The organism is Streptomyces sp. NPDC047880, assembly GCF_040706515.1.
In the GTDB taxonomy this organism is placed as follows: domain Bacteria; phylum Actinomycetota; class Actinomycetes; order Streptomycetales; family Streptomycetaceae; genus Streptomyces.
The window spans coordinates 735,637-758,330 of sequence record NZ_JBEZOK010000001.1 but is presented as its reverse complement, the minus strand read 5'-3'; the positions used below and the strand labels follow the sequence as shown (position 1 = coordinate 758,330).

General features: G+C 71.0%; 16 protein-coding genes. 4 read left to right on the top strand and 12 right to left on the bottom strand.

Annotated elements, in window-relative coordinates:
* The first annotated feature begins 31 nt into the window (after nt 1–31).
* Nucleotides 32–4,147 carry a HAMP domain-containing protein gene (locus AB0937_RS03590; RefSeq protein ID WP_366709269.1) on the top strand — a complete coding sequence of 1,372 codons (4,116 nt, stop codon included), beginning with the start codon at nt 32–34 and terminating at the stop codon, nt 4,145–4,147.
* A complete protein-coding gene (locus AB0937_RS03585) occupies nt 4,144–4,614 on the top strand; it encodes a response regulator (protein ID WP_366709268.1) in 471 nt (156 codons plus the stop codon). Before AB0937_RS03590 ends, AB0937_RS03585 begins: the two co-directional genes overlap by 4 nt.
* Nucleotides 4,615–4,679: 65 nt before the next feature.
* Here the strand turns inward: AB0937_RS03585 and AB0937_RS03580 are convergent, their stop codons facing one another.
* Together AB0937_RS03580 and lepA are read right to left on the bottom strand one after the other, a co-directional pair.
* Complete coding sequence (locus AB0937_RS03580; protein ID WP_366709267.1) at nt 4,680–6,551, bottom strand: AMP-dependent synthetase/ligase; 1,872 nt, start codon at nt 6,549–6,551, stop codon at nt 4,680–4,682.
* A gap of 264 nt (nt 6,552–6,815) precedes the next feature.
* Nucleotides 6,816–8,684, bottom strand: coding sequence for a translation elongation factor 4 (gene lepA, locus AB0937_RS03575; protein WP_366709266.1), 1,869 nt, complete (start codon nt 8,682–8,684; stop codon nt 6,816–6,818).
* 240 nt (nt 8,685–8,924) lie between these two features.
* On the opposite strand from lepA, the gene rpsT reads away from it, so the two are divergent.
* Nucleotides 8,925–9,191, top strand: coding sequence for a 30S ribosomal protein S20 (gene rpsT, locus AB0937_RS03570; protein WP_053669127.1), 267 nt, complete (start codon nt 8,925–8,927; stop codon nt 9,189–9,191).
* Between the two features lie 175 nt (nt 9,192–9,366).
* Here the strand turns inward: rpsT and AB0937_RS03565 are convergent, their stop codons facing one another.
* Entirely contained in the window at nt 9,367–9,762 is a 396-nt protein-coding gene (locus AB0937_RS03565) for a nuclear transport factor 2 family protein (RefSeq protein ID WP_366709265.1), read from the bottom strand.
* Between the two features lie 100 nt (nt 9,763–9,862).
* On the opposite strand from AB0937_RS03565, the gene AB0937_RS03560 reads away from it, so the two are divergent.
* On the top strand, nt 9,863–10,288 hold the full coding sequence (locus AB0937_RS03560; RefSeq protein ID WP_366709264.1) for a VOC family protein: 426 nt from the start codon (nt 9,863–9,865) through the stop codon (nt 10,286–10,288).
* Between the two features lie 84 nt (nt 10,289–10,372).
* Here the strand turns inward: AB0937_RS03560 and holA are convergent, their stop codons facing one another.
* From holA to leuS, 9 genes are all read right to left on the bottom strand, one after another.
* A complete protein-coding gene (gene holA, locus AB0937_RS03555; protein ID WP_366709263.1) occupies nt 10,373–11,362 on the bottom strand; it encodes a DNA polymerase III subunit delta in 990 nt (329 codons plus the stop codon).
* Nucleotides 11,363–11,498: 136 nt separating this feature from the next.
* Nucleotides 11,499–11,744 (bottom strand): hypothetical protein, encoded by a 246-nt coding sequence (locus AB0937_RS03550; protein ID WP_185013351.1) that lies wholly within the window; start codon nt 11,742–11,744, stop codon nt 11,499–11,501.
* A gap of 38 nt (nt 11,745–11,782) precedes the next feature.
* Nucleotides 11,783–12,664: a YceI family protein gene (locus AB0937_RS03545; RefSeq protein ID WP_366709262.1), complete on the bottom strand. Its 882-nt coding sequence runs from the start codon at nt 12,662–12,664 to the stop codon at nt 11,783–11,785.
* Nucleotides 12,665–12,839: 175 nt separating this feature from the next.
* On the bottom strand, nt 12,840–13,670 hold the full coding sequence (locus AB0937_RS03540) for an arylamine N-acetyltransferase (protein WP_366709261.1): 831 nt from the start codon (nt 13,668–13,670) through the stop codon (nt 12,840–12,842).
* A gap of 4 nt (nt 13,671–13,674) precedes the next feature.
* Nucleotides 13,675–16,323: a ComEC/Rec2 family competence protein gene (locus AB0937_RS03535; RefSeq protein WP_366709260.1), complete on the bottom strand. Its 2,649-nt coding sequence runs from the start codon at nt 16,321–16,323 to the stop codon at nt 13,675–13,677.
* Nucleotides 16,320–17,588 carry a ComEA family DNA-binding protein gene (locus AB0937_RS03530; RefSeq protein WP_366709259.1) on the bottom strand — a complete coding sequence of 423 codons (1,269 nt, stop codon included), beginning with the start codon at nt 17,586–17,588 and terminating at the stop codon, nt 16,320–16,322. Before AB0937_RS03530 ends, AB0937_RS03535 begins: the two co-directional genes overlap by 4 nt.
* Nucleotides 17,589–17,707: 119 nt before the next feature.
* Nucleotides 17,708–18,553: a DegV family protein gene (locus AB0937_RS03525; protein WP_366709258.1), complete on the bottom strand. Its 846-nt coding sequence runs from the start codon at nt 18,551–18,553 to the stop codon at nt 17,708–17,710.
* Between the two features lie 72 nt (nt 18,554–18,625).
* A complete protein-coding gene (locus AB0937_RS03520) occupies nt 18,626–19,423 on the bottom strand; it encodes a hypothetical protein (RefSeq protein ID WP_366709257.1) in 798 nt (265 codons plus the stop codon).
* Between the two features lie 138 nt (nt 19,424–19,561).
* Nucleotides 19,562–22,441 (bottom strand): leucine--tRNA ligase, encoded by a 2,880-nt coding sequence (gene leuS / locus AB0937_RS03515; RefSeq protein ID WP_366709256.1) that lies wholly within the window; start codon nt 22,439–22,441, stop codon nt 19,562–19,564.
* Nucleotides 22,442–22,694 lie beyond the last annotated feature (253 nt).

The window sequence follows — 22,694 nt, the reverse complement described above, 5'->3', positions numbered from 1 at the left end:
CATAAGCGCCGAGTTACCGAAGTGGGCCGCCATGAGTGATAACAGTGCTACTCCTGTGGTCGAAGACCGGCACGAAGACGGTCAGATTCGTGCATCCGATCTGCGTCCACTGCTCGCCGCCATGACGGCGGCCCGGGACGGCGACTTCACCAAGGTGCCGGAATCCGGCCACGGCATGGTGGCCGAACTCACCGCGGTCTTCAACCAGATCATGGACCGCAGCATGCACTTCACCTCCGAGGTGCGGCGCGTCAGACGGGAGCTGGTGCGGTACGGCCGACTCGACGAGCGGCTCTCGGCCAGCCCGGGCCAGGGTCTGTGGACGTCCCGGATCGACGACGTGAACCAGTTGCTCGACGCCCTGGTCGCCCCGGCGGCGAACGCCACGCGCGTGCTGGACGCGGTGGCCGGCGGCGATCTGACCCAACGCGTCGATCTGCACGACGGGACACGGCAGTTACGCGGCGATCTGCGCCGCCTGGGCCGGGCCGTGAACAAGATGGTGGACCAGCTGTCCCTGTTCACCGGCGAGGTGACGCGGGTGGCCCGCGAGGTCGGCACCGAGGGCCGGCTCGGTGGCCGCGCCAAGGTGCAGGGGCTGTCGGGCAGTTGGCGGGACGTGACGGAGGCCGTCAACACGATGGCGTCCCGGCTGACGGCCCAGGTTCGGGACATCGCGGCGGTGACGACCGCGGTGGCGCGCGGCGACCTGACCCGCACGGTGACCGTGGAGGCGACCGGCGAGCTGCTGGAACTGAAGCTGACCGTCAACACGATGGTCGACCAGCTGTCCGCCTTCGCCGACGAAGTGACGAGGGTGGCCCGCGAGGTCGGCACCGAGGGCCAGTTGGGCGGCCGGGCCCAGGTGCGGGGCGTGTCCGGCGTCTGGAAGGACCTCACCGACAACGTCAACTTCATGGCGTCGAACCTGACCTCGCAGGTCCGCAACATCGCCCAGGTCACCACCGCCGTCGCCAACGGCGACCTGTCCCAGAAGATCACGGTCGACGCGAAGGGCGAGATCCTCGAGCTCAAGTCGACCATCAACACCATGGTCGACCAGCTGTCCGCCTTCGCCGACGAAGTGACGAGGGTGGCCCGCGAGGTCGGCACCGAAGGAAACCTCGGCGGCCGGGCCCAGGTGCGGGGCGTGTCCGGCGTCTGGAAGGACCTCACCGACAACGTCAACTTCATGGCCGACAACCTCACCTCCCAGGTGCGCAACATCGCCCTGGTCTCCACGGCCGTCGCGCAGGGCGACCTCGGCAAGAAGATCACGGTGGAGGCCAAGGGCGAGATCCTGGAGCTGAAGTCCACGATCAACACCATGGTCGACCAGCTGTCCGCCTTCGCCGACGAGGTGACGAGGGTGGCCCGCGAGGTCGGCACCGAGGGAAACCTCGGCGGCCAGGCCCAGGTGCGAGGCGTGTCCGGCGTCTGGAAGGACCTCACCGACAACGTCAACTTCATGGCGCTGAACCTGACCTCGCAGGTCCGCAACATCGCCCAGGTCACCACCGCCGTCGCCAACGGCGACCTGTCGAAGAAGATCACGGTCGACGCGCGCGGCGAGATCCTCGAACTGAAGGACACCGTCAACACGATGGTGGAGCAACTGCGCGCCTTCGCCGACGAGGTGACGCGGGTGGCCCGCGAGGTCGGCACCGACGGCCGGCTCGGCGGCCGGGCCCAGGTGCTGGGCGTCTCGGGCGTCTGGCGGGACCTGACGGACAACGTCAACTACATGGCCGACAACCTCACCTCCCAGGTGCGCAACATCGCCCAGGTCGCGACGGCCGTGGCGCAGGGCGACCTGTCCCGGAAGATCGACGTGGACGCGCGCGGCGAGATCCTGGAGCTGAAGACCACCATCAACACCATGGTCGACACGCTGTCCTCCTTCTCCTCGGAGGTCACGCGCGTGGCCCGCGAGGTCGGCAGCGAGGGCCGGCTCGGCGGCCAGGCCCGGGTCGAGGGCGTCTACGGCACGTGGAAGCGCCTGACGACCAACGTCAACGAACTCGCGTCCAACCTCACCACCCAGGTCCGCGCGATCGCGGAGGTCGCCTCCGCGGTGGCCCAGGGCGACATGTCCCGCTCGATCACCGTGGAGACGCAGGGCGAGGTCGCCGAGCTGAAGGACAACATCAACCTGATGGTGGCCAACCTGCGCGAGACGACCCGCGCGAAGGACTGGCTGGAGTCCAACCTGGCCCGGCTCGCCGCCCTGATGCAGGGCCACCGGGACCTGATGGAGGTCGCCGACCTGATACTCCGCGAGCTGACGCCCCTGGTGAACGCCCAGTACGGCGCGTTCTACCTGGCCGACCCGGAAGAGGCCGGAGCGACGGCTCCCTCCAAGGGCCTGGCCTTCATCGCGGGGTACGGAGCCGCCCAGGACGCGACCGTGGAGACCGGCGGGCTGCCGGTGCACGGCCTGGTCGCGCAGGCGGCCCGGGAGAAGAAGCGGATACTGGTGGAGGGCGCCCCGCCCGACTACATCAAGATCAACAGCGGTCTGGGTGAGGCGGCTCCGACCACGATCGTCATCATTCCGATCCTCTTCGAGGACAAGCTCCTCGGCGTCATCGAGCTCGCCTCGTTCTCCCGCTTCTCCGATGTGCACCTGGCGTTCTTCGACCAGTTCGTCAACACCATCGGCGTCGCCATCAACACGATCATCGCCAACTCCCGCACGGAGTCCCTGCTCGGCGAGTCCCAGCGCCTGGCCATGCAGCTCCAGGAGCGTTCGGACGAACTGCAGAAACAGCAGGGCGAGTTGCAGCGCTCCAACGCCGAACTGGAGGAGAAGGCAGCCCTGCTGGCCACGTCCTCCCAGTACAAGTCCGAGTTCCTCGCGAACATGTCGCACGAGCTGCGCACCCCGCTGAACTCGCTGCTCATCCTGGCCCGGCTGCTCTCCGACAACCCGGACGGCCATCTCTCCGACCAGGAGGTGCAGTTCGCGACGACCATCCACCGCTCGGGCTCCGACCTCCTGCAGCTGATCAACGACATCCTGGACCTGTCGAAGATCGAGGCCGGCCGGATGGACGTACGCCCCAAGCGGCTGCCGCTCATCAAGCTGCTCGACTACGTCCACGCCACCTTCCGCCCCCTCACCCTCGACCGGGGGCTCGCCTTCGAGGTGGCGGTCGCCGAGGGCGTACCGCGCGAGATGTACTCGGACGAGCAGCGGCTCCAGCAGATCCTGCGCAACCTGCTGTCCAACGCGATCAAGTTCACCGCGTCCGGCAAGGTCGAGCTGCGGGTGGGCCGGGTGCAGGACGCCGAGCACCGACGGGGGCCGGTCCGCCCGGGTCAAGCCGAGAGCGGGGTCGTCCGGGACACCGACGACGTCATCGCCTTCGCCGTGTCCGACACCGGCATCGGGATCGCGCCGGAGAAACTCCCGGTGATCTTCGAGGCGTTCGCACAGGCCGACGGCACCACCAACCGCAAGTACGGCGGCACCGGGCTCGGCCTGTCCATCAGCCGGGAGATCGCGGGCCTGCTCGGCGGGCGGATCGTCGCCGAGAGCGAACCCGGAAAGGGTTCGACGTTCACCCTGTACGTGCCGGTCGTCAGCCCCGGCCACACCGCGCCCGCACCCGTGCCCGAGGAGCGCGCCGACCTGCCCCTGCCGCTCCAGCCCGCCGCCGCGCCCTTCCCGGTCGCGCACGACGCGGACGACAGCTGGCCGTCGCCGACGAAGCTGGAGACCTGGACGTCCGGCCGGCCGGGCCGGATCCTCGCCGGGCGGCGGGTGCTCATCGTCGACGACGACATCCGCAACGTCTTCGCCCTCACCCATGTCCTGGGCCGGGTCGGCATGACCGTGCTCTACGCGGAGAACGGCCGCGAGGGCATCGAGACGCTGGAGCGCAGCGGTGACGTCGAACTGGTCCTGATGGACATCATGATGCCGGAGATGGACGGCTACGAGACCATCTCCGCGATCCGCCGCACACCCCGCTGGTCGGGCCTGCCGATCGTGGCCCTGACCGCCAAGGCGATGCCCGGCGACCGGGAGAAATCCATCGCCCGCGGCGCCAACGACTACGTACCCAAGCCGGTGGACATCGACGGCCTGCTGACGGTCGTGTGCGCACTACTGGAACCCGAGGGCACGGAAGAAGAAGCATGAGCGGCACCGCCACCCACCCCGAACGCGCCGGAATCCTCCTCGTGGACGACATGGAGGACAACCTGACCGCCCTGGAGGCCGTCCTGGCGTCCTTGAACGAGCCCCTGGTGCGGGCCCGTTCGGGCGAGGAGGCGATGAAGGCCCTGCTGCGGCAGCCGATCGCCCTGGTGCTGCTCGACATCCGCATGCCCGGCATGGACGGCTTCGAGACGGCCGCCCACATCAAACGCCTCGACCAGACCCGCGACGTCCCGATCATCTTCCTCACCGGCGCGGACGACGACTCCGGCTACGCCTTCCGCGGCTACGCGACCGGCGCCGCCGACTACGTGACCAAGCCCTTCGACCCGTGGGTCCTCCGGGCGAAGGTCAGCGTCTTCCTGGATCTCTACCGCAAAGGCAGAGAGGTGGAACGCCTGCGCGCAGAGATCAAGGACCTCAAACGCCGGGTGGAGCAGGTTCCTTAGGAGCGCGGGGTACTGCGCGACAGGCCGCGGCCAACCCGCGGCCGCCCCACAGCCCCCGCAGCCCCCTACGCCTCGCGAGAGCCCTCGTACATCTCCTCGATCAGGTGCTTGTACTCCCGCTCCACAACGGGCCGCTTCAGCTTCAGACTCGGCGTGATCTCACCGTGCTCGACATCGAGGTCCCGCGGCAGCAGCCGGAACTTCTTGATGGTCTGCCACCGCTGCAGCCCCTCGTTGAGCTGCTTCACGTACCCGTCGACCATCTCCACCGTGACCGGCGAAGCGACGATCTCCGCGTACGGCTTCCCCTCCAGCCCGTTGTCCTTGGCCCAGTCGGTGATGGCAACCTCGTCGAGCGCGATCAGCGCCGTGCAGAAGTTCCGGTCGGCCCCGTGCACCAGGATGTTGGAGACGTACGGGCACACCGCCTTGAACTGTCCCTCGACCTCCGCGGGGGCGATGTACTTGCCGCCCGAGGTCTTGATGAGGTCCTTCTTGCGGTCGGTGATCCGCAGGTAGCCGTCGGGCGACAGCTCACCGATGTCCCCGGTGTGGAACCAGCCGTCCGGCTCCAGCACCTCGGCGGTCTTCTCGGGCAGCTTGTGGTAGCCCTCCATGATGCCCGGGCCGCGCAGCAGGATCTCCCCGTCGTCCGCGATCCGCACCTCCGTGCCGGGCAGCGGCTTGCCGACCGTGCCCGTGCGGTAGGCCTCGCCCGGGTTCACGAAGGACGCCGCCGAGGACTCCGTCAGGCCGTAGCCCTCCAGGATGTGAATGCCGGCACCCGAGAAGAAGTAGCCGATCTCCGGCGCGAGGGCGGCGGAGCCGGAGACGCAGGCCCGCAGGTTCCCGCCGAAGGCCTCGCGGATCTTGGCGAACACCAGCGCGTCGGCGACCTTGTGCTTCGCGCCCAGCCCGAACGGCACGGACGCCGTGCCGGTCCGCCGGAAGTTGTCCTGGGCGACCTTGGCGTACTCGCGGGCCACCTCGGACGCCCACTGGAAGATCTTGTACTTGGCGCCGCCGCCCGCGCGGGCCTTCGCCGCCACGCCGTTGTAGACCTTCTCGAAGATGCGCGGTACCGCCGCCATGTACGTCGGCTGGACCACCGGCAGGTTCTCGATGATCTTGTCGACCCGGCCGTCCACGGCGGTGACGTGCCCGACCTCGATCTGGCCCGAGGTGAGCACCTTGCCGAAGACGTGGGCGAGGGGCAGCCACAGGTACTGCACGTCCTCCCCGCTGACCAGCCCGGTCGCGGCGATCGCCTTCGCCATGTACGACCAGTTGTCGTGCGGCAGGCGCACGCCCTTGGGCCGGCCGGTGGTGCCGGAGGTGTAGATGAGGGTGGCGAGCTGGTCCTTGGTGATCGCGCCGACCCGCTCCTTGATCAGGTCGGGATCCTTCTCCAGCCTGGCCGCGCCGCGCTTCTCCAGCTCGTCCAGGGTGAGGATCCAGTCGGCGGTCTCCACGCCGGTCCCGTCGATCACCACGACGTGCGTCAGCTCGGGCAGCTCGGCGCGCTTCTCCACGGCCTTGGCCAGCTGGCCGGCGTTCTCCGCGATCAGCACCCGGCTCTCGGAGTCCGAAAGGATGTACGCGGACTCGTCGGCGTTGGTCTGCGGATACACGGTGGTGGTGGCCGCGCCGGCGCACATGATGCCGAGGTCGGCGAGGATCCACTCGATCCGGGTGCCGGCGGCCAGGGCGACGCGCTGCTCGGGCTGCACGCCCAGCTCGATGAGGCCCGCCGCGATGGCGTAGACCCGCTCGGCGGCCTGCGCCCAGGTCAGCGACTTCCAGTCGTCGGGCCCCTGGCCCGCGGACGGGACCGGATACCGATAAGCCTCGGCGTCCGGCGTGGCCGCCACGCGCTCCAGGAAGAGGCCCGCCACGGACGGCGGACGGTTCTCGATCAGGGTCTGTGTGTCGCTCACGACATCCTCCGGGGCCCGCGACGGTGCGGCTGGCTCAGGTGCGGCTGGGTGGCACTCACGAGATGCAGGTCACGCCCGTTGTTTAACTCGTGAGTAACTATCGAGCAGGGATCAGAGTAGAGGGCGACCGGCCCCCGCGTAAGGGGCCGCGGCCTGTCACTTCGTACAGAGAGCTACCCCACGAGCGCACAAGGGCCCGCCGCACTTTCGCACGACGAGCCCCTGTTCAACCCGGATTGCGGTGTAACCCGCGGTAATCCGTGATTACTTCTTGCCCTTGCCCGACCCCGCACTGTCATCGCTCGACAGGACGGCGATGAAGGCCTCCTGCGGAACCTCTACGGAACCCACCATCTTCATCCGCTTCTTGCCCTCCTTCTGCTTCTCCAGCAGCTTCCGCTTACGGGAGATGTCACCGCCGTAGCACTTGGCGAGGACGTCCTTGCGGATGGCGCGGATGGTCTCGCGGGCGATGACCCGGGAGCCGATGGCCGCCTGGACCGGCACCTCGAAGGCCTGCCGCGGGATGAGCTCCTTGAGCTTGGCGACGAGCCGCACGCCGTACGCGTACGCCTGGTCCTTGTGGGTGATCGCCGAGAAGGCGTCGACCTTGTCGCCGTGCAGCAGGATGTCGACCTTGACCAGGCTGGAGGTCTGCTCGCCGGTGGGCTCGTAGTCCAGCGAGGCGTAGCCGCGGGTCTTGGACTTCAGCTGGTCGAAGAAGTCGAAGACGATCTCGGCGAGCGGCAGGGTGTAGCGGATCTCGACCCGGTCCTCGGAGAGGTAGTCCATGCCGAGCAGGACACCCCGCCGGGTCTGGCACAGCTCCATGATCGAGCCGATGAACTCGCTGGGCGCCAGGATGGTGGCCCGCACCACCGGCTCGTAGACCTCCGAGATCTTGCCCTCGGGGAACTCGCTCGGGTTGGTGACGGTGTGCTCGGTGCCGTCCTCCATGAGGACGCGGTAGACCACGTTCGGCGCGGTGGCGATGAGGTCGAGGCCGAACTCGCGCTCCAGCCGCTCGCGGATCACGTCCAGGTGCAGCAGGCCGAGGAAGCCGACGCGGAAGCCGAAGCCGAGGGCGGCGGAGGTCTCCGGCTCGTAGACCAGCGCGGCATCGTTGAGCTGGAGCTTGTCCAGGGCCTCGCGCAGCTCCGGGTAGTCCGAGCCGTCCAGCGGATACAGGCCCGAGAAGACCATGGGCTTGGGGTCCTTGTAGCCGCCGAGCGGCTCCTCGGCACCCTTGTGCTGGCTGGTGACGGTGTCACCGACCTTGGACTGGCGGACGTCCTTCACACCGGTGATCAGATACCCCACCTCGCCGACGCCGAGACCGTCGGCCGCCAGCATCTCCGGCGAGTTGGTGCCGATCTCCAGCAGCTCGTGCGTGGCTCCGGTGGACATCATCCGGATCCGCTCACGCTTGTTGAGCTGGCCGTCGATGACACGGACGTACGTCACGACACCGCGGTAGGAGTCGTAGACCGAGTCGAAGATCATCGCGCGGGCGGGGGCGTCCGCGACACCGACCGGCGCGGGGATCTCCGCGACGACCTTGTCCAGCAGCGCCTCGACGCCCAGGCCCGTCTTGGCCGACACCTTGAGCACGTCCTCGGGGTCGCACCCGACCAGGTTGGCGAGCTCCTCGGAGAACTTCTCGGGCTGCGCGGCGGGCAGGTCGATCTTGTTGAGCACGGGGATGATCGTGAGGTCGTTCTCCATCGCCAGGTAGAGGTTGGCGAGGGTCTGCGCCTCGATGCCCTGGGCGGCGTCGACCAGGAGGATGGTCCCCTCGCACGCGGCGAGCGACCGGGAGACCTCGTAGGTGAAGTCGACGTGCCCGGGGGTGTCGATCATGTTCAGGATGTGCGTGTCGTTCTTGTCGTGGGTCGGGGCCCACGGCAGACGCACCGCCTGTGACTTGATCGTGATGCCACGCTCGCGCTCGATGTCCATGCGGTCGAGGTACTGGGCGCGCATCTGCCGCTGCTCGACCACTCCGGTCAGCTGGAGCATCCGGTCGGCGAGCGTGGACTTGCCGTGGTCGATGTGCGCGATGATGCAGAAGTTGCGGATCAGAGCCGGGTCGGTACGGCTCGGCTCGGGCACGTGGCTGGGGATCGCGGGCACGCAGGGTCCTGATTCTTGAGGCGTCCGCAGTGTCTGCGGTCTCGGGTCGGATCGATACGTAGCCTCCATGGTCCCACGGGTGGGGACCATGGACGGGTTTGGGCCGTGGAAGGGGCCGCTGGTACCCTGGGTGGCTGTGCCTCATGCCCTCTCGCAGGAGGCACGACCTCAAGAAATCACCCGGTGCGGGATCGTGCGGTGTCCGTGCGGCCTCGTGCCAGAACCTGAGAAGGCTCATTCGTGGCGAACATCAAGTCCCAGATCAAGCGGATCAAGACCAACGAGAAGGCGCGGCTGCGCAACAAGGCCGTCAAGTCCTCCCTCAAGACCGCGATCCGCAAGGCCCGTGAGGCTGCTGCCGCGGGTGACGTCGAGAAGGCCACCGAGTACCAGCGCGTCGCCGCGCGTCAGCTCGACAAGGCCGTCTCCAAGGGCGTCATCCACAAGAACCAGGCCGCCAACAAGAAGTCGGCGCTGGCTTCGAAGGTCGACGCGCTCAAGGGCTGACATCTGATGTGACGCCGGAGGGAATCGAGCGGGCCCTCTCTCATCCGCTCCCGTCCGGCACCCCTCGGATCCGCGCGCGGCCTGCGTTCGCCACGCGGGCGCGGATCCAGCAGCTCGAACCGAAGGCCCCGCCCTCCGCTCTTCCCCAGAGCGGCCGGCGGGGCCTTCGGCCTGTTCAGGACCAGAACTCGTTGTTCCTGTCGATGTCCTCGACGCATTCGTCGAGATCGGTGACCTTGTCGCCGACGATCCGGAAGACGATGCAGCCGGTGTCGTCGAGGCTCTTGCCGTGGCGCTCGGCCGTGAAGCGGGTCATGCCGACCGCGTGACCGCGGCCGTCGACGGCGACGCCGATCAGGTCGGCGCGCATCGTCCCGTGCGTCTCCGCGCCGAGCCGCTCGTACATCTCGATGATCGAGTCCACCCCTTTGAAGTCGCCCGACAACGGGTGATCGCCGGGCACGTGGTGGGTGGCGTCCCCCGCTATCAATTCGCGCAGAGTGTCCATGTCACCGCGCGAGAAGGCCTCGAATCCCTTGCGGACCAGCGCTGCGTGCGGGTGTTCAGCCATGACCCTCGCCACCTCTCCGTCGCTCGGCGACGTACGGCTGATACACCCGATTCTCCTCTTCGTCAGGAGGAGGGCGACTCGATCACGGCACAGTGGAGACATGGACGCACACGACACCGACGCGCCGGTCCTGGTCCGCGTGGCGACCAGGCTCCCCGCCCAGGACCTGGAGCGGGCGCGGCGCTTCTACTCGGAGAAACTCGGTCTGGACCCCGTGGACGAACGCCCCGGTGGGCTGCTCTACCGGTGCGGCGGCGCGGAGTTCGTACTGTTCCGGTCGACGGGAACCTCGCCCGGCACCTTCACGCAGATGGCGTTGGAGGTCGAGGACATCGAGGCGGCGGTCGCCGGGCTGAAGCGGCGCGGCGTGGTGTTCGAGGAGGTCGACGCCCCCGGCTTCCGCACCCGGAACGGCATCGCCGAGGTCGAGGGCAACTACCCGAGCAAGGGCGCGCAGGGTGAACGGGGCGCCTGGTTCCACGACAGCGAGGGGAACCTGCTGGGGATGGGTGAGCCGGTCTTCTGACGGCCTGACCCGCTCCGCAGAGAAGCGGCCGCGGCTCTGGGCCGGAGCTCGGGGCGGTGTCCGGAGCGGACCACTCGGGTTCGGCTAGGACCGCCCCCTGGAGCGGGCCGCCCGGGCGATGGTGACCACGGCCTTCTCCAGGGCGTACTCGGGGTCGTCGCCCCCGCCCTTCACCCCCGCGTCCGCCTCGGCCACGGCCCGCAGGGCGACCGACACCCCGTCCGGAGTCCAGCCCCGCATCTGCTGGCGCACCCGGTCGATCTTCCACGGCGGCATGCCCAGCTCCCGCGCCAGATCCGCCGGTCGCCCCCCGCGCGCGGACGACAGCTTCCCGATCGCCCGGACGCCCTGCGCGAGCGCGCTCGTGATCAGCACCGGCGCGACCCCCGTCGCCAGCGACCAGCGCAACGCCTCCAGGGCCTCCGCGGCCCGCCCCTCGACCGCCCGGTCGGCGACCGTGAAGCTCGACGCCTCGGCCCGCCCCGTGTAGTACCGCCCGACGACCGCCTCGTCGATCGTCCCCTCGACGTCCGCGACCAGCTGCGACACCGCCGAGGCCAGCTCCCGCAGATCGCTGCCGATCGCGTCGACGAGCGCCTGGCACGCCTCCGGAGTGGCGGATCTCCCGGCCGTCCTGAACTCGCCCCGCACGAACGCCAGCCGGTCCGCCGGCTTCGTCATCTTCGGGCAGGCCACCTCGCGCGCCCCCGCCTTGCGTGCCGCGTCGAGCAGTCCCTTGCCCTTCGCCCCGCCGGCGTGCAGCAGCACGAGGGTGATCTCCTCGGCCGGAGCGCCGAGGTACGCCTTCACGTCCTTGACGGTGTCGGCGGACAGATCCTGCGCACTGCGGACGACCACGACCTTGCGCTCCGCGAAGAGCGAGGGACTCGTCAGCTCGGCGAGCGTGCCCGGCTGCAGCTGGTCCGGGGTCAGGTCCCGTACGTCCGTGTCGGCGTCGGAGGCCCTCGCCGCGGCCACCACCTCCTGCACGGCACGGTCGAGGAGCAGCTCCTCCTGGCCCACGGCGAGCGTCACCGGGGCGAGAGGGTCGTCATTCGCAGTCTTCCTGGCCATCGCCCCAAGCATCCCACGCACCACTGACATCGGGTCCCGACGGACCGGTGCGTACACCCATGGAGGCATCCGGGGGCGGAGGATGCGGGCGGGCGGACGCGCCGGAAGGCCGTACGCGCCACGGCAGCCCGGGTGCCTACGGTTCCTCCCGCCAGCCCTCCCACTCGCCGGCCAGCCCGTCCAGCTCGCCGGGGTCCAGCCGCTCGTCCTCGTCGCGCAGGACGACCAGCCACTGCGCGTCCTCCGCGTCGTCCTCCCCGGCCAGGGCGTCCCGCACCAGCTGCGGCTCCTCGACGACCCCGAACCGCTCCCGCAGCGCCTCCACGACCTCTTCCGCGGCGTCACGGTCGGGCAGCACCAGCACATGTCGCACATCACTCACGCCCGACATTGTCCGACACCGCGTCGCGGGCCGGCCGCTCAGCCCTTGCGGACGACCTGCACATCGAGATCGACCCTGATGCTCGGCCCCACCACCGCGATACCCCGGGCGAGCATGGTCTGCCAGCTCACCGTGAAGTCGTCCCGGTGCAGCTCGGTCGTGGCCCGGCAGGCCGCCCGTACCTCGCCCTCCATGCCGTTGCCCAGCCCCAGGTACTCCGTGTCCAGCGTGACCGTCCGCGTCACACCGTGCAGCGACAGCGCCCCCGTCACCGCCCACCGGTTCCCGCCCTTGTGCACGAACCGGTCGCTGTAGAACTCCAGCGTCGGGAACCGCTCGACGTCCAGGAAGTCCGCCGAGCGCAGGTGGTCGTCCCGCATCCGCATGTCGGTGTCGATGGACGCCGCGTCGATCACCACGTGCATCGCCGACCGCTCCACCGGGTCGGCGACCCGTATGACTCCCGCGAACGACTTGAACCGTCCGTGGATACGGGCCATCCCGATGTGCCGCGCGGTGAAGCCGATCGAGGAGTGCGCCGACTCGATCTCCCAGTCACCGGCGTCGGGAAGCTCCGGCGGCCGGGCCACCTGCAGCGTCACGTCGCCGAGCGAGGCGAGCGTGTTCTCCGCGACCCGCGTCGTCGCCCGGTAGGGCGTGTACCCCTCCGCCGACACCGCGAGCCGGTACTCCCCCGCGGGCACCGTCGTCACGAACGACCCGTAGGGATCCGCTCCGCCGCTGACGACCATGCGCCCCACGGCGTCCGTGACCGCGAACTCCGCGTGTCTGACGGGCTCGTTGACGGGATCCAGCACCCGGCAGGCCAGCACCCCCGCGCTCGGCGGTGTCGGCACCGCCGCCAGTGGACTCGTCCGTTGCACCCGGTCGGTGCGGCTTCCCCGCCAGCGGCCGATCATCCACGGCTCCTCTGCGTGACTCGAAATCGCCTGTTGATCACTGTCGATCACACGCTGCCGAAGACGCATTCGACCACCGTTGAGGCTTTCGAGGCAACACGGGACCACATCACGGGAATCCAGCACATGTGCAGGTACTACGCACGAGTAGGCCCCGTGTGGCCTGAATTGACTTCTACGCGGGATTCCGCCGCACCGGCACCGTGTCGAGCTCGATCCCGAACCGCTCCCGGTACGCCCCGAGTACCTCCTCGTCCGTCTCCAGTTCCCTCTCCTCCCGCGTTCCGTCGGCCGCCGTCACCGTGAACCGCCGCCCGCTGAGCGTGATCCGTCCTCCCTCCTCGGTCACCCGGGAACAGACCAGTGACCGCGTGAAGTGCGACACCGGCGACGTGCTGTGCCACCACGCCCCCGCCACGAAGTCGCCGAGCGCCCGCGGGCGCACCTCCAGGCGGTACTGCGGCCGGCCGTCCCGGAACACGTCCAGGTCCGCCGCCTCCACCGTGCCGTGCCCGCCGCGCACCCCGGCCGCGTCCGGCCCCGCCTCCACGATCCGGAACCTGCCTCCCGGATCCTCCTGTTCCCCCCGGTCCCCGAACGCCAGCGGAAGGTGGCTGTGCGCCCCGAACCCGACGTCGGCCAGCCAGTCGCCCCCGTCCACCGTCCGCACCCGCAGCGCGAGATGGTCGTACGGGATCCCGAGCTGTCCCTCGTCCCCGTACACGCGCGCCGCCAGCAGCGCCACGTCGTACCCCAGCGCCGCGAGCAACGCCCCGAAGGAGCCGTTGAGTTCGTAGCAGAACCCGCCCCGTCGCGCGCCCACCACCTTGTCCAGCAACCGCTTCTCCTCCAGCACGATCTCCTCGCCCAGATGGATCGAGAGGTTCTCGAACGGCACGGTCCGCAGGTGCCGCAGGTGCAGTTCGCGCAGCGCGTCGACGGTGGGCCACGCCGGGTGCTCGACTCCCAGTCGGCGCAGATAGGCATCAACCTGTGCTGAGTTCATGCCCTCAGTCTCGCGCCACCTTCAGCTCACCGCCCCCTCCGGTGACCGCGAGCGCGCCGTCCCGGTCCGTCCGCAGCACCGCCGCGCCCCCGGCGCGCAGCGCCGCCACGGTGCCGGGCGCCGGATGCCCGTACGAGTTGTCCGCACCGCAGGAGATGAGCGCGAGCCGCGGGGCCACTCGGCTTATGAGGTCCGGGTCCTGGTAGGCCGAGCCGTGGTGGGCGACCTTCAGCACGTCGACACCCTCCAGCGCTTCGGCCGCAGGCGAGCGTGCCAGCGCCCGCTGCGCCGGGGGCTCCAGATCGCCGAGGAGGAGCAGGCGCAGGCCGGCCGTGCGGACCAGCAGGGCGACACTGGCGTCGTTCGGCCCCTCCGGCACCGGGTGGGCCGGAAGCACCCCGGGAGGCACCCCCGGAGGCGCCCCGGGTGGCGTGCCCGGCGACGAGTCCGGCGGTGGGCTCGGGGGCGGCCAGACCACCTGCCAGGACAACTCCCCCGCCCGCCGCTGCTCCCCGACCGCTGCCGTGGTCATGGGAATCCGCCGCGCCGCCGCCAGCCTCCGTACGAACGCGGCCTGGTCGGCCGGTTCTTCGAAGCCCGTCGTCTCGATCGCGCCCACCGCCCGTCCACGCAGCACCCCCGGCAGGCCCGCCACGTGATCGGCGTGGAAGTGGGTGAGCACGACCAGGGGAATCCTGCTGATGCCCAGTGAGCGCAGACAGTGGTCGACGAGCTGCGGGTCGGGCCCCGCGTCCACCACCACGCCGGCCCCCTCGCCCGCCGCGAGCACCAGTGCGTCGCCCTGCCCCACGTCGCACATCACCAGCCGCCAGCCCGGCGGCGGCCAGCCCGTGACCACCCGGGTCAACGGGGGCGGCTGCACCACCACCAGAGCCAGCAGCACTCCGCACAGCCCGCACCACCAGGGATGTCCGAGCAGCCGCCGCCCCACGAGCACCAGGGCCAGGATCACGGCGAGGAGCAGCGCCGCACCCGTCCAGCTGCCCGGCCAGTCCACTCCCCCGCCCGGCAGCGCCGCCCCGGCCCGGGCGATCCGCGCGATCCACGCGGCGGGCCAGTGCGCGCACCACGCCAGCGCCTTGGCCACCGGCATCGCCACCGGCGCCGTCGCCAGTGCCGCGAACCCCAGCACGGTCGCCGGCGCGATCGCGAACTCCGCGAGCAGATTGCACGGCACTGCCACCACACTGACCCGCGCCGACAGCACGGCGACGACGGGCGCGCACAGCGCCTGCGCGGCAGCGGCCGCACCCAGGGCCTCGGCCCACCTCGGCGGCACCCCGCGCCGCCGCAGCCCGGCACTCCAGCGCGGCGCGAGCGTGAGCAGGGCGCCGGTCGCGACGACCGACAGCAGGAAGCCGTAACTGCGCGCCAGCCACGGGTCGTACAGCACCAGCAGCAGTACCGCCGTGGCCAGTGCCGGGATCATCGACCTCCGGCGGCCGGTCGCCAGGGCGAGCAGTGCCACCGCTCCGCAGGCCGCGGCCCGCACCACGCTGGGGTCCGGTCTGCACACCACGACGAATCCGAGCGAGAGCACACCCCCGAGCACCGCCGTCCCGCGCAGGGAGATACCGAGCCGAGGCGCGAGCCCCCGCCGCTCGACGTGCTGCGCCAGGCCCGGCGGTCCGAGGAGCAGCGCGAGCAGGATCGTGAAGTTGGCCCCGGACACGGCCAGGGTGTGCGTGAGGTCGGTCTCCTCGAAGGCCTCCTCCAGCTCCGGTGTGACCCGCGAGGTGTCCCCGACCACGAGGCCCGGCAGCAGCGCCCTGGCGTCCGCCGGCAGCCCGTCGGTCGCCTGCCGCAGCCCGGCACGCAACCGTCCGGCGAACCGCTGCGGTCCCGAGGGCTCCCCCACCACGTGCGGTTCGTCCCGGTCCCGCACCCGCAGTACCGCCGCGACCCGGTCGCCGCCGGTCATCGCAGGGGCCAGCCGCCCGCTGACCCGCAGCCGCGTCGACGGCAGCAGACCGAGCCACGGCGACCGGCCCCGCCCCTCGGACACCCGGCCGGGCCGGGCCGGGACCACGTCGACGATCATCAGCACGGGTGCCCGTGTGATCACCGCCGTGCCGCCCGCCTCGTGGACGCGCCGCACGTCGGCCTCGATCAGCACGGCCGTCGGAGCCACGTGATCGCCCCTGACCCTCGGCCGGGTGAGCCGCGGGTCGGACGTCACCTCGGCCTCGGCGGTCACCGGCGCGTACGCCCGCGCCAGGCCCGGCACGGGCCCGCGGCGAAGATCCGCCCCGTGCAGCCCGGCCGAGGCGGCCGCCGCGGCGACACACAGCAGCACGGCGGCGAGCGTGGCGCACGGCCACGACGCGACCCGGTGCCGCGCGGGCCAGTGCCGGGCAGCCCGGTGCCGCCTGGTCACAAGCAGCAGTCCGACGGCTGCCAGACAGCCGGCCACGAGGCCCACCGCCCACTTCGGCGATGCGCCCAGGACCAGGGCCGACGTGCCCCAGGCCGCGAGGGCGGGCGGCACGAGCCGCAGGTCCGCCGGGCCCTCCTGGCGTGGCCGGGCGGTGCCGAGACGCGTGCCGGAGGAGGCGTGCACGGACGACCGGGCGGGACGGGAACCGGCCGCGGCCTCGTCCGGTCGCGGAGGCGGACCGTGGAGGCTCCTCATGGCCGTACGAGGGCGCGCAGGTCGGCGAAACGGCGGTCACCGATGCCGTTCACCTCGCGCAGTTCGTCCACGGAACGGAAACCGCCGTGCTGGGTGCGGTAGTCGATGATGTGCTGCGCCAGCACCGGGCCGACGCCGGGCAGGGTGTCGAGCTGGTCCGCGGTGGCCGTGTTGAGGGAGACCGGAGCCGCCGGTACGGCCGCCCCACCCGCCGCGGCACCGGCGGCGCTCCCGGTGGCACCGGCCGGGCCTCCGGGAGCCGTACCGCCCGCCCCCGGCCCGCCGGCGGGGGCCGGTGCCCCGACGATGACCTGCTCGCCGTCCACGAGGAACCGGGCACGGTTCAGCCCGTCGGTGTTCGTGCCCGGCTTCACCCCGCCCGCCGCGTGCAGCGCGTCCGCCACCCGCGAACCGGGCGGCAGCCGGTGGATCCCCGGGTCCCGGACCTTGCCGCCGACGTCCACGACGATCTCCCCCGCGTCCGCCCCGGTCCTCACCGGGGCGGACGAAGCCCCGGCGGACGTGCCGGCGCCGCCCGGGTTCCGCTGCTCCCTGTCCGGCCCGCTCTCCTGCCGCTCCCCGTACGGCACGGCCGCCCGCACCACCTCCGGCGGCTTCACGGACTGCGTCCGTCCCGTCCAGAAGTGCTGCACGGCGAAGGCCGCCGCCACGACGAGCACCACCGTCAGGGCCAGCACACTCCGTCGCTCCAGACCGCACCTGGTCTGCAACCACAGCGGCATGCGCTCCCGCGCCACCAGGCCGGCCCGCTCCCGCCACGCGCCGCCCGCTGTGCTGCCGCCCCCGCCCACCGATTCGGCGAGAACGCCCACGGGCTGCAAATCGGCCGACCCGGGACGGACGCCCAAGGGCTCGGGAACGGCCGGCTCGGGACGGACACCCACGGGCTCGGGAACGGACGGCTCGGAGAGGACGTCCACGGGCTGGACGACGGTCCCGTGACCACCGGCCCGTCGCCGGTTCCCTGCCTCCTCGGCAGAGCCCGGCGGTCCCTGCCCCGACTCCCGGTGCCCCCGGGGCCGTTCGCCCGGCTCGGCCCGCTGCGGAAACCCCGCGTGCCCGGTGTGGTCGTCGAACAACACCCCCGCCCGCCGCCGCAGTTCCTCCGCGGAGGCCTGACGCTGCCGGGCCCGCCCGCGCGCGATCGGCGGGCGCCGGTGGTGACGGACGCGCCCGTCGGACGCCGGCCCACGGCCCGGCCCACTGGTCGCGGTCGCTGTGCGTGAACGTGATCGAAGTGCCATGCGACGAGGATCGGCCACCTCGGCCCACTCGCGATGATCTTGGTCGATTCCCGGGGACGACACCCCGGTTGTGGAAAACTCCGCCACTCACACGAGCGGACGCCGCCGCACAGCAACGTTCACCGGGGCGAAACGACAACCCCCAGCAGCCCGGGCCCCGTGTGCGCCCCGATCACCGCGCCGACCTCGCTGACATGCAGATCGGCGAGCCCGGACACCCGGGTCCGCAGTCGGTCGGCGAGAGCCGACGCCCGGTCCGGGGCGGCGAGATGGTGTACGGCGACATCGACCTGGGCGCTGCCCGCACGGTCGGCCGCGATCTCCTCGAGGCGGGCGATCGCCTTGGACGCGGTCCGCACCTTCTCCAGCGGTTCGATACGGCCGTCGGCCAGTTGCAGCAGCGGCTTCACCGCGAGCGCCGAGCCCAGCAGCGCCTGCGCGGCACCGATACGTCCGCCGCGCCGCAGGTAGTCGAGGGTGTCGACGTAGAAGTAGGCGGAGGTGCCCGCGGCCCGCTTCTCCGCGGCGGTGACGGCCTCGTCGACCGTCCCGCCCGACTCCGCGGCCTGCGCCGCGGAGAGCGCGCAGAAGCCGAGCGCCATCGCGATCATGCCCGTGTCGACCACCCGCACCGGCACCGGGGCCTGCCGCGCGGCCACGACGGCCGCGTCGTAGGTACCGGAGAGCTCCGCGGAGAGGTGCAGGGAGACGATGCCGGTGGCGCCGGACTCGGCGACCTTGCGGTACGTCTCCTCGAAGAGTGCGGGAGCCGGCCGCGAGGTTGTCACGGAGCGCCGCTTCTGCAAAGCCTGGGCGAGGGCGCGGGTCGAGATCTCGGTGCCCTCCTCCAGCGCCCGGTCGCCGAGGACCACGGTCAGGGGGACCGCCGTGATGCCGTGACGCTCCATCGTCCGGGTCGGCAGGTAGGCCGTTGAATCGGTGACGATCGCGACATGGCGGGACATGAGCTGGAGGTTACCTGCCGTAGCGCTCATGTGGCAGCCCGGCCCCCGCGGCCTGCGGTACGAGTGGCCGGATCAAGTGGTGCTCTCGGGGCGGGGCTTCTTCTGCCAAGGGTGGGTCAGCCGCGGCCCCGGGGGCGTGATGGCGGGCCGTGCCGGTTCCTGTGCCGGGCCCGGCTGCGCGCCGTCCTGCCACGTCTGCCCGGCCGTGCCGGCGTCGGCGGCGGGCGCCTCGGGCCACGGGGAGGCCGCGGGCGGCGGGGGTGAGCCCGGCTGCCGGGAAGGCGCCGGCTGCTGCGCGGATGCGGACCGCACGGGCTGCGGGTCCGGTGCCGTCCAGTGCCGGAGCGCGCCTGACTCCACGTCGATCTGGGCGCTGAGGGTGTCCAGGTCGTCGTCGGCGAAGCGACGGGCCCGGTCGCGGGCGGCCCAGCGCAGTGAGTCCGCGGAGTGCGTGACGCGTTCGGTGCGCTCGCGCAGCCCGGGCAGGCGCTCGGTGAGCGCGGCGCGGTCCGGCTCGGACTCCAGTCGCTTGAGCTCGTCGTCCAGCTCCCGCCCGTGCACGCTGAGCCGCTCGAAGAGACCGAGGGATTCCTTGAGGGACTCGTCCTCGGCGACGGCCGCGTGCAGGGCCTCCTGGGTGGCGCGCATCGAGGTGCGCAGCTTCAGCCGGAGCTGGGCGAGTTCCCCCGCGGCGCCGGGCTGGGCGAAGGACTTGGCGCGCAGTGTGTGGTCCTCGACCGTGCGGCGGGCCTGGGTGATGCCACGGTCCACGCCGCGCTTGGCGGCGCCGACCGCTTTCACGGTGGCGTACGCCCCGAGCCCGAGAATGAGCACGAAGAGCAGGGCGAAGACTGCGATCACTGCTTCCACAAGGGCTCCTCCTCAGGACGTCACGGCGCCTCGCGTCGCTCTTCCACGGTAAACGCAACGAGCAGGTCCGGAGTTCCAGAAAAACCCCGAACCTGCCCGTAGGGGACCACCCCGAGAGCGGCCCTCACGTCCTGCCTGCTACGCCGGAACGATGTTCACCAGCTTCGGCGCGCGCACGATCACCTTCCGGATCCCGGCGCCGCCCAGCGCGGCGACGACCTTCTCGTCCGCCAGCGCGACCTTCTCCAGCTCGTCGTCGGAGATCGACGGAGCGACCTCCAGGCGGGCCTTGACCTTGCCCTTGATCTGCACGACACAGGTCACGGTCTCGTCGACGACGTACGCCGGGTCGGCCACCGGGAAGTCCCGGTGCACCACCGAGTCCGTGTGCCCCAGCTTGCGCCACAGCTCCTCGGCGATGTGCGGGGCCAGCGGCGCGACCATCAGCACCAGCGGCTCGGCGACGGAGCGCGGCACCGCACCGCCCGCCTTGGTCAGGTGGTTGTTCAGCTCGGTGACCTTGGCGATGGCGGTGTTGAAGCGCATGCCCTCCAGGTCGCCGCGGACCCCGTCGATCGCCTTGTGCAGGGCACGCAGCGTCTCCTCGTCCGGTTCGGTGTCGGCCACGGTCACCTCGCCGGTGGCCTCGTCGACGATGTTGCGCCACAGCCGCTGCAGCAGGCGGAACTGGCCGACCACCGCGCGCGTGTCCCACGGCCGGGAGACGTCCAGCGGGCCCATGGCCATCTCGTACAGGCGCAGGGTGTCGGCTCCGTACTCGGCACAGATCTCGTCCGGAGTGACCGCGTTCTTCAGGGACTTGCCCATCTTGCCCAGCAGCCGGGAGACCTTCTCGCCCTGGTACCAGTAGGCGCCGTCGCGCTCCTCCACCTCGGCGGCCGGCACGGCGATGCCCCGGCTGTCACGGTAGACGTAGGCCTGGATCATGCCTTGGTTGAACAGCTTGTGGAACGGCTCGGCGGAGGAGACGTGACCCAGGTCGAACAGGACCTTGGACCAGAAGCGCGCGTACAGCAGGTGCAGCACGGCGTGCTCGGCGCCGCCGACGTACAGGTCGACACCGCCGTGCGGCATGCCCTCGCGCGGGCCCATCCAGTACTGCTCGATCTCCGGGTCGACCAGCTTCTCGGAGTTGTGCGGGTCCAGGTAGCGCAGTTCGTACCAGCAGGAACCGGCCCAGTTGGGCATGGTGTTGGTCTCGCGCCGGTACGGGCGCGGGCCGCGGCCGTCACCCAGGTCCAGCGTGACGTTCACCCAGTCCTCGTTGCGCGACAGCGGCGTCTCGGGCTGGGTGTCGGCGTCGTCCGGGTCGAAGGTGCGGGGGCTGTAGTCCTCGACCTCGGGCAGCTCCAGCGGCAGCATCGACTCGGGCAGCGCGTGGGCGATGCCGTCCTCGTCGTAGACGATCGGGAAGGGCTCGCCCCAGTAGCGCTGGCGGCTGAACAGCCAGTCGCGCAGCCGGAAGTTGACGGTGCCCTCGCCGACGCCGGCCCGCTCCAGCCACTCCGTGATGCGCGCCTTGGCCTCGGCGACGCCCAGGCCGTCCAGGCTGACCTGGTCGTTCGACGAGTTGATGATCTTCGCGTCGTACGACGAGAAGGCGTTCTCCCACGTGGCGGTGTCCGTGCCGCGGCCGTCGGTCGGCTCGACGATGCAGTGGATCGGCAGCTCGAAGGCACGCGCGAACTCGAAGTCGCGCTGGTCACCGGCCGGGACGGCCATGATCGCGCCGGTGCCGTAGCCCATCAGCACGTAGTCGGCGATGAAGACCGGGACCTGCTCGCCGTTGACCGGGTTGGTCGCGTAGGCGCCGATGAAGACGCCGGTCTTGTCCTTGGCCTCGGCCTGGCGCTCCACGTCGGACTTGGACGCGGCCTGGGCACGGTAGGCGGCGACGGCCTCGGCCGGGGTCGCGTGACCGCCGGTCCAGACCTCGTGGGTGCCCTCCGGCCAGGCGGCCGGGGTGAACTTCTCGACCAGCGGGTGCTCGGGCGCCAGGACCATGTAGGTGGCGCCGAACAGGGTGTCCGGGCGCGTGGTGAAGACCGTGATGCGCTCGCCGTCGATGGGGAAGTCGACGCGGGCACCCTCGGAGCGGCCGATCCAGTTGCGCTGCTGCAGCTTGATGGCCTCGGGCCAGTCCAGCGCGTCCAGGTCCTCCAGCAGCCGGTCGGCGTAGGCGGTGATGCGCATGTTCCACTGGCGCAGCTTGGCCTTGAAGACCGGGAAGTTGCCGCGCTCGGAGCGGCCCTCGGCGGTGACCTCCTCGTTGGCCAGCACGGTGCCCAGCCCGGGGCACCAGTTGACCGGCGCGTCGGAGGCGTAGGCCAGCCGGAACTCGCCCAGGACATCGGCCTTCTCGGCGGCGCTCAGCTCACCCCACGCGCGCGTGTGCCCCGGTACGGGCCGCTCACCGGACTCGAACTCGGCGACCAGCTCGGCGATCGGGCGGGCCCGGCGGGCGTCGTGGTCGTACCAGGAGTTGAAGATCTGCAGGAAGATCCACTGGGTCCACTTGTAGTAGTCCGGGTCGATCGTGGCGAACGACCGGCGCTTGTCGTGGCCCAGGCCCAGCCTGCGCAGCTGGGCCTTCATGTTCTCCATGTTGGCCTCGGTGGACACGCGCGGGTGCGTGCCGGTCTGCACCGCGTACTGCTCGGCGGGCAGGCCGAAGGCGTCGAAGCCCAGGGTGTGCAGGACGTTGTGGCCGGTCATCCGCTGGAAGCGCGCGAAGACGTCCGTGGCGATGTAGCCCAGGGGGTGGCCGACGTGCAGGCCCGCACCGGAGGGGTACGGGAACATGTCCATGATGAACTTCTTGGGGCGGTCGGCGATCTCGCGGTCACCGGCCAGGTCGCCCTTGGGGTTGGGCGCGGCGTAGGTGCCGTCGGCGTCCCAGAAGTCCTGCCAGCGTGCCTCGATCTCGGCAGCCATGGCGGCCGTGTAGCGGTGCGGCGCCGCCACCTCGGAGGTGGCGGCGGGGTTCGTCTCGCTCATGATCCTCAAAGCTCCATCGATCGTCTCTGCCGCGGGTGTCTGGTTCGAGAAACGAAAAATCCCCTCACACAGGAGGGGACGCCGCGCCGATGCCGGCCACTCGGTTTCTCCGGTGGCCGGGACTGATCAGCGCGGCCCGCTAAGCAGAAGGCGTACGGCACGCATGGCGCTAGGGTACCGCAGGCCCTCAGCGCGCCGCGACGCGCTTCCGAGGGCCGCCCAGGCACCCGAAAAGCTGAACCAAGGTCAATGG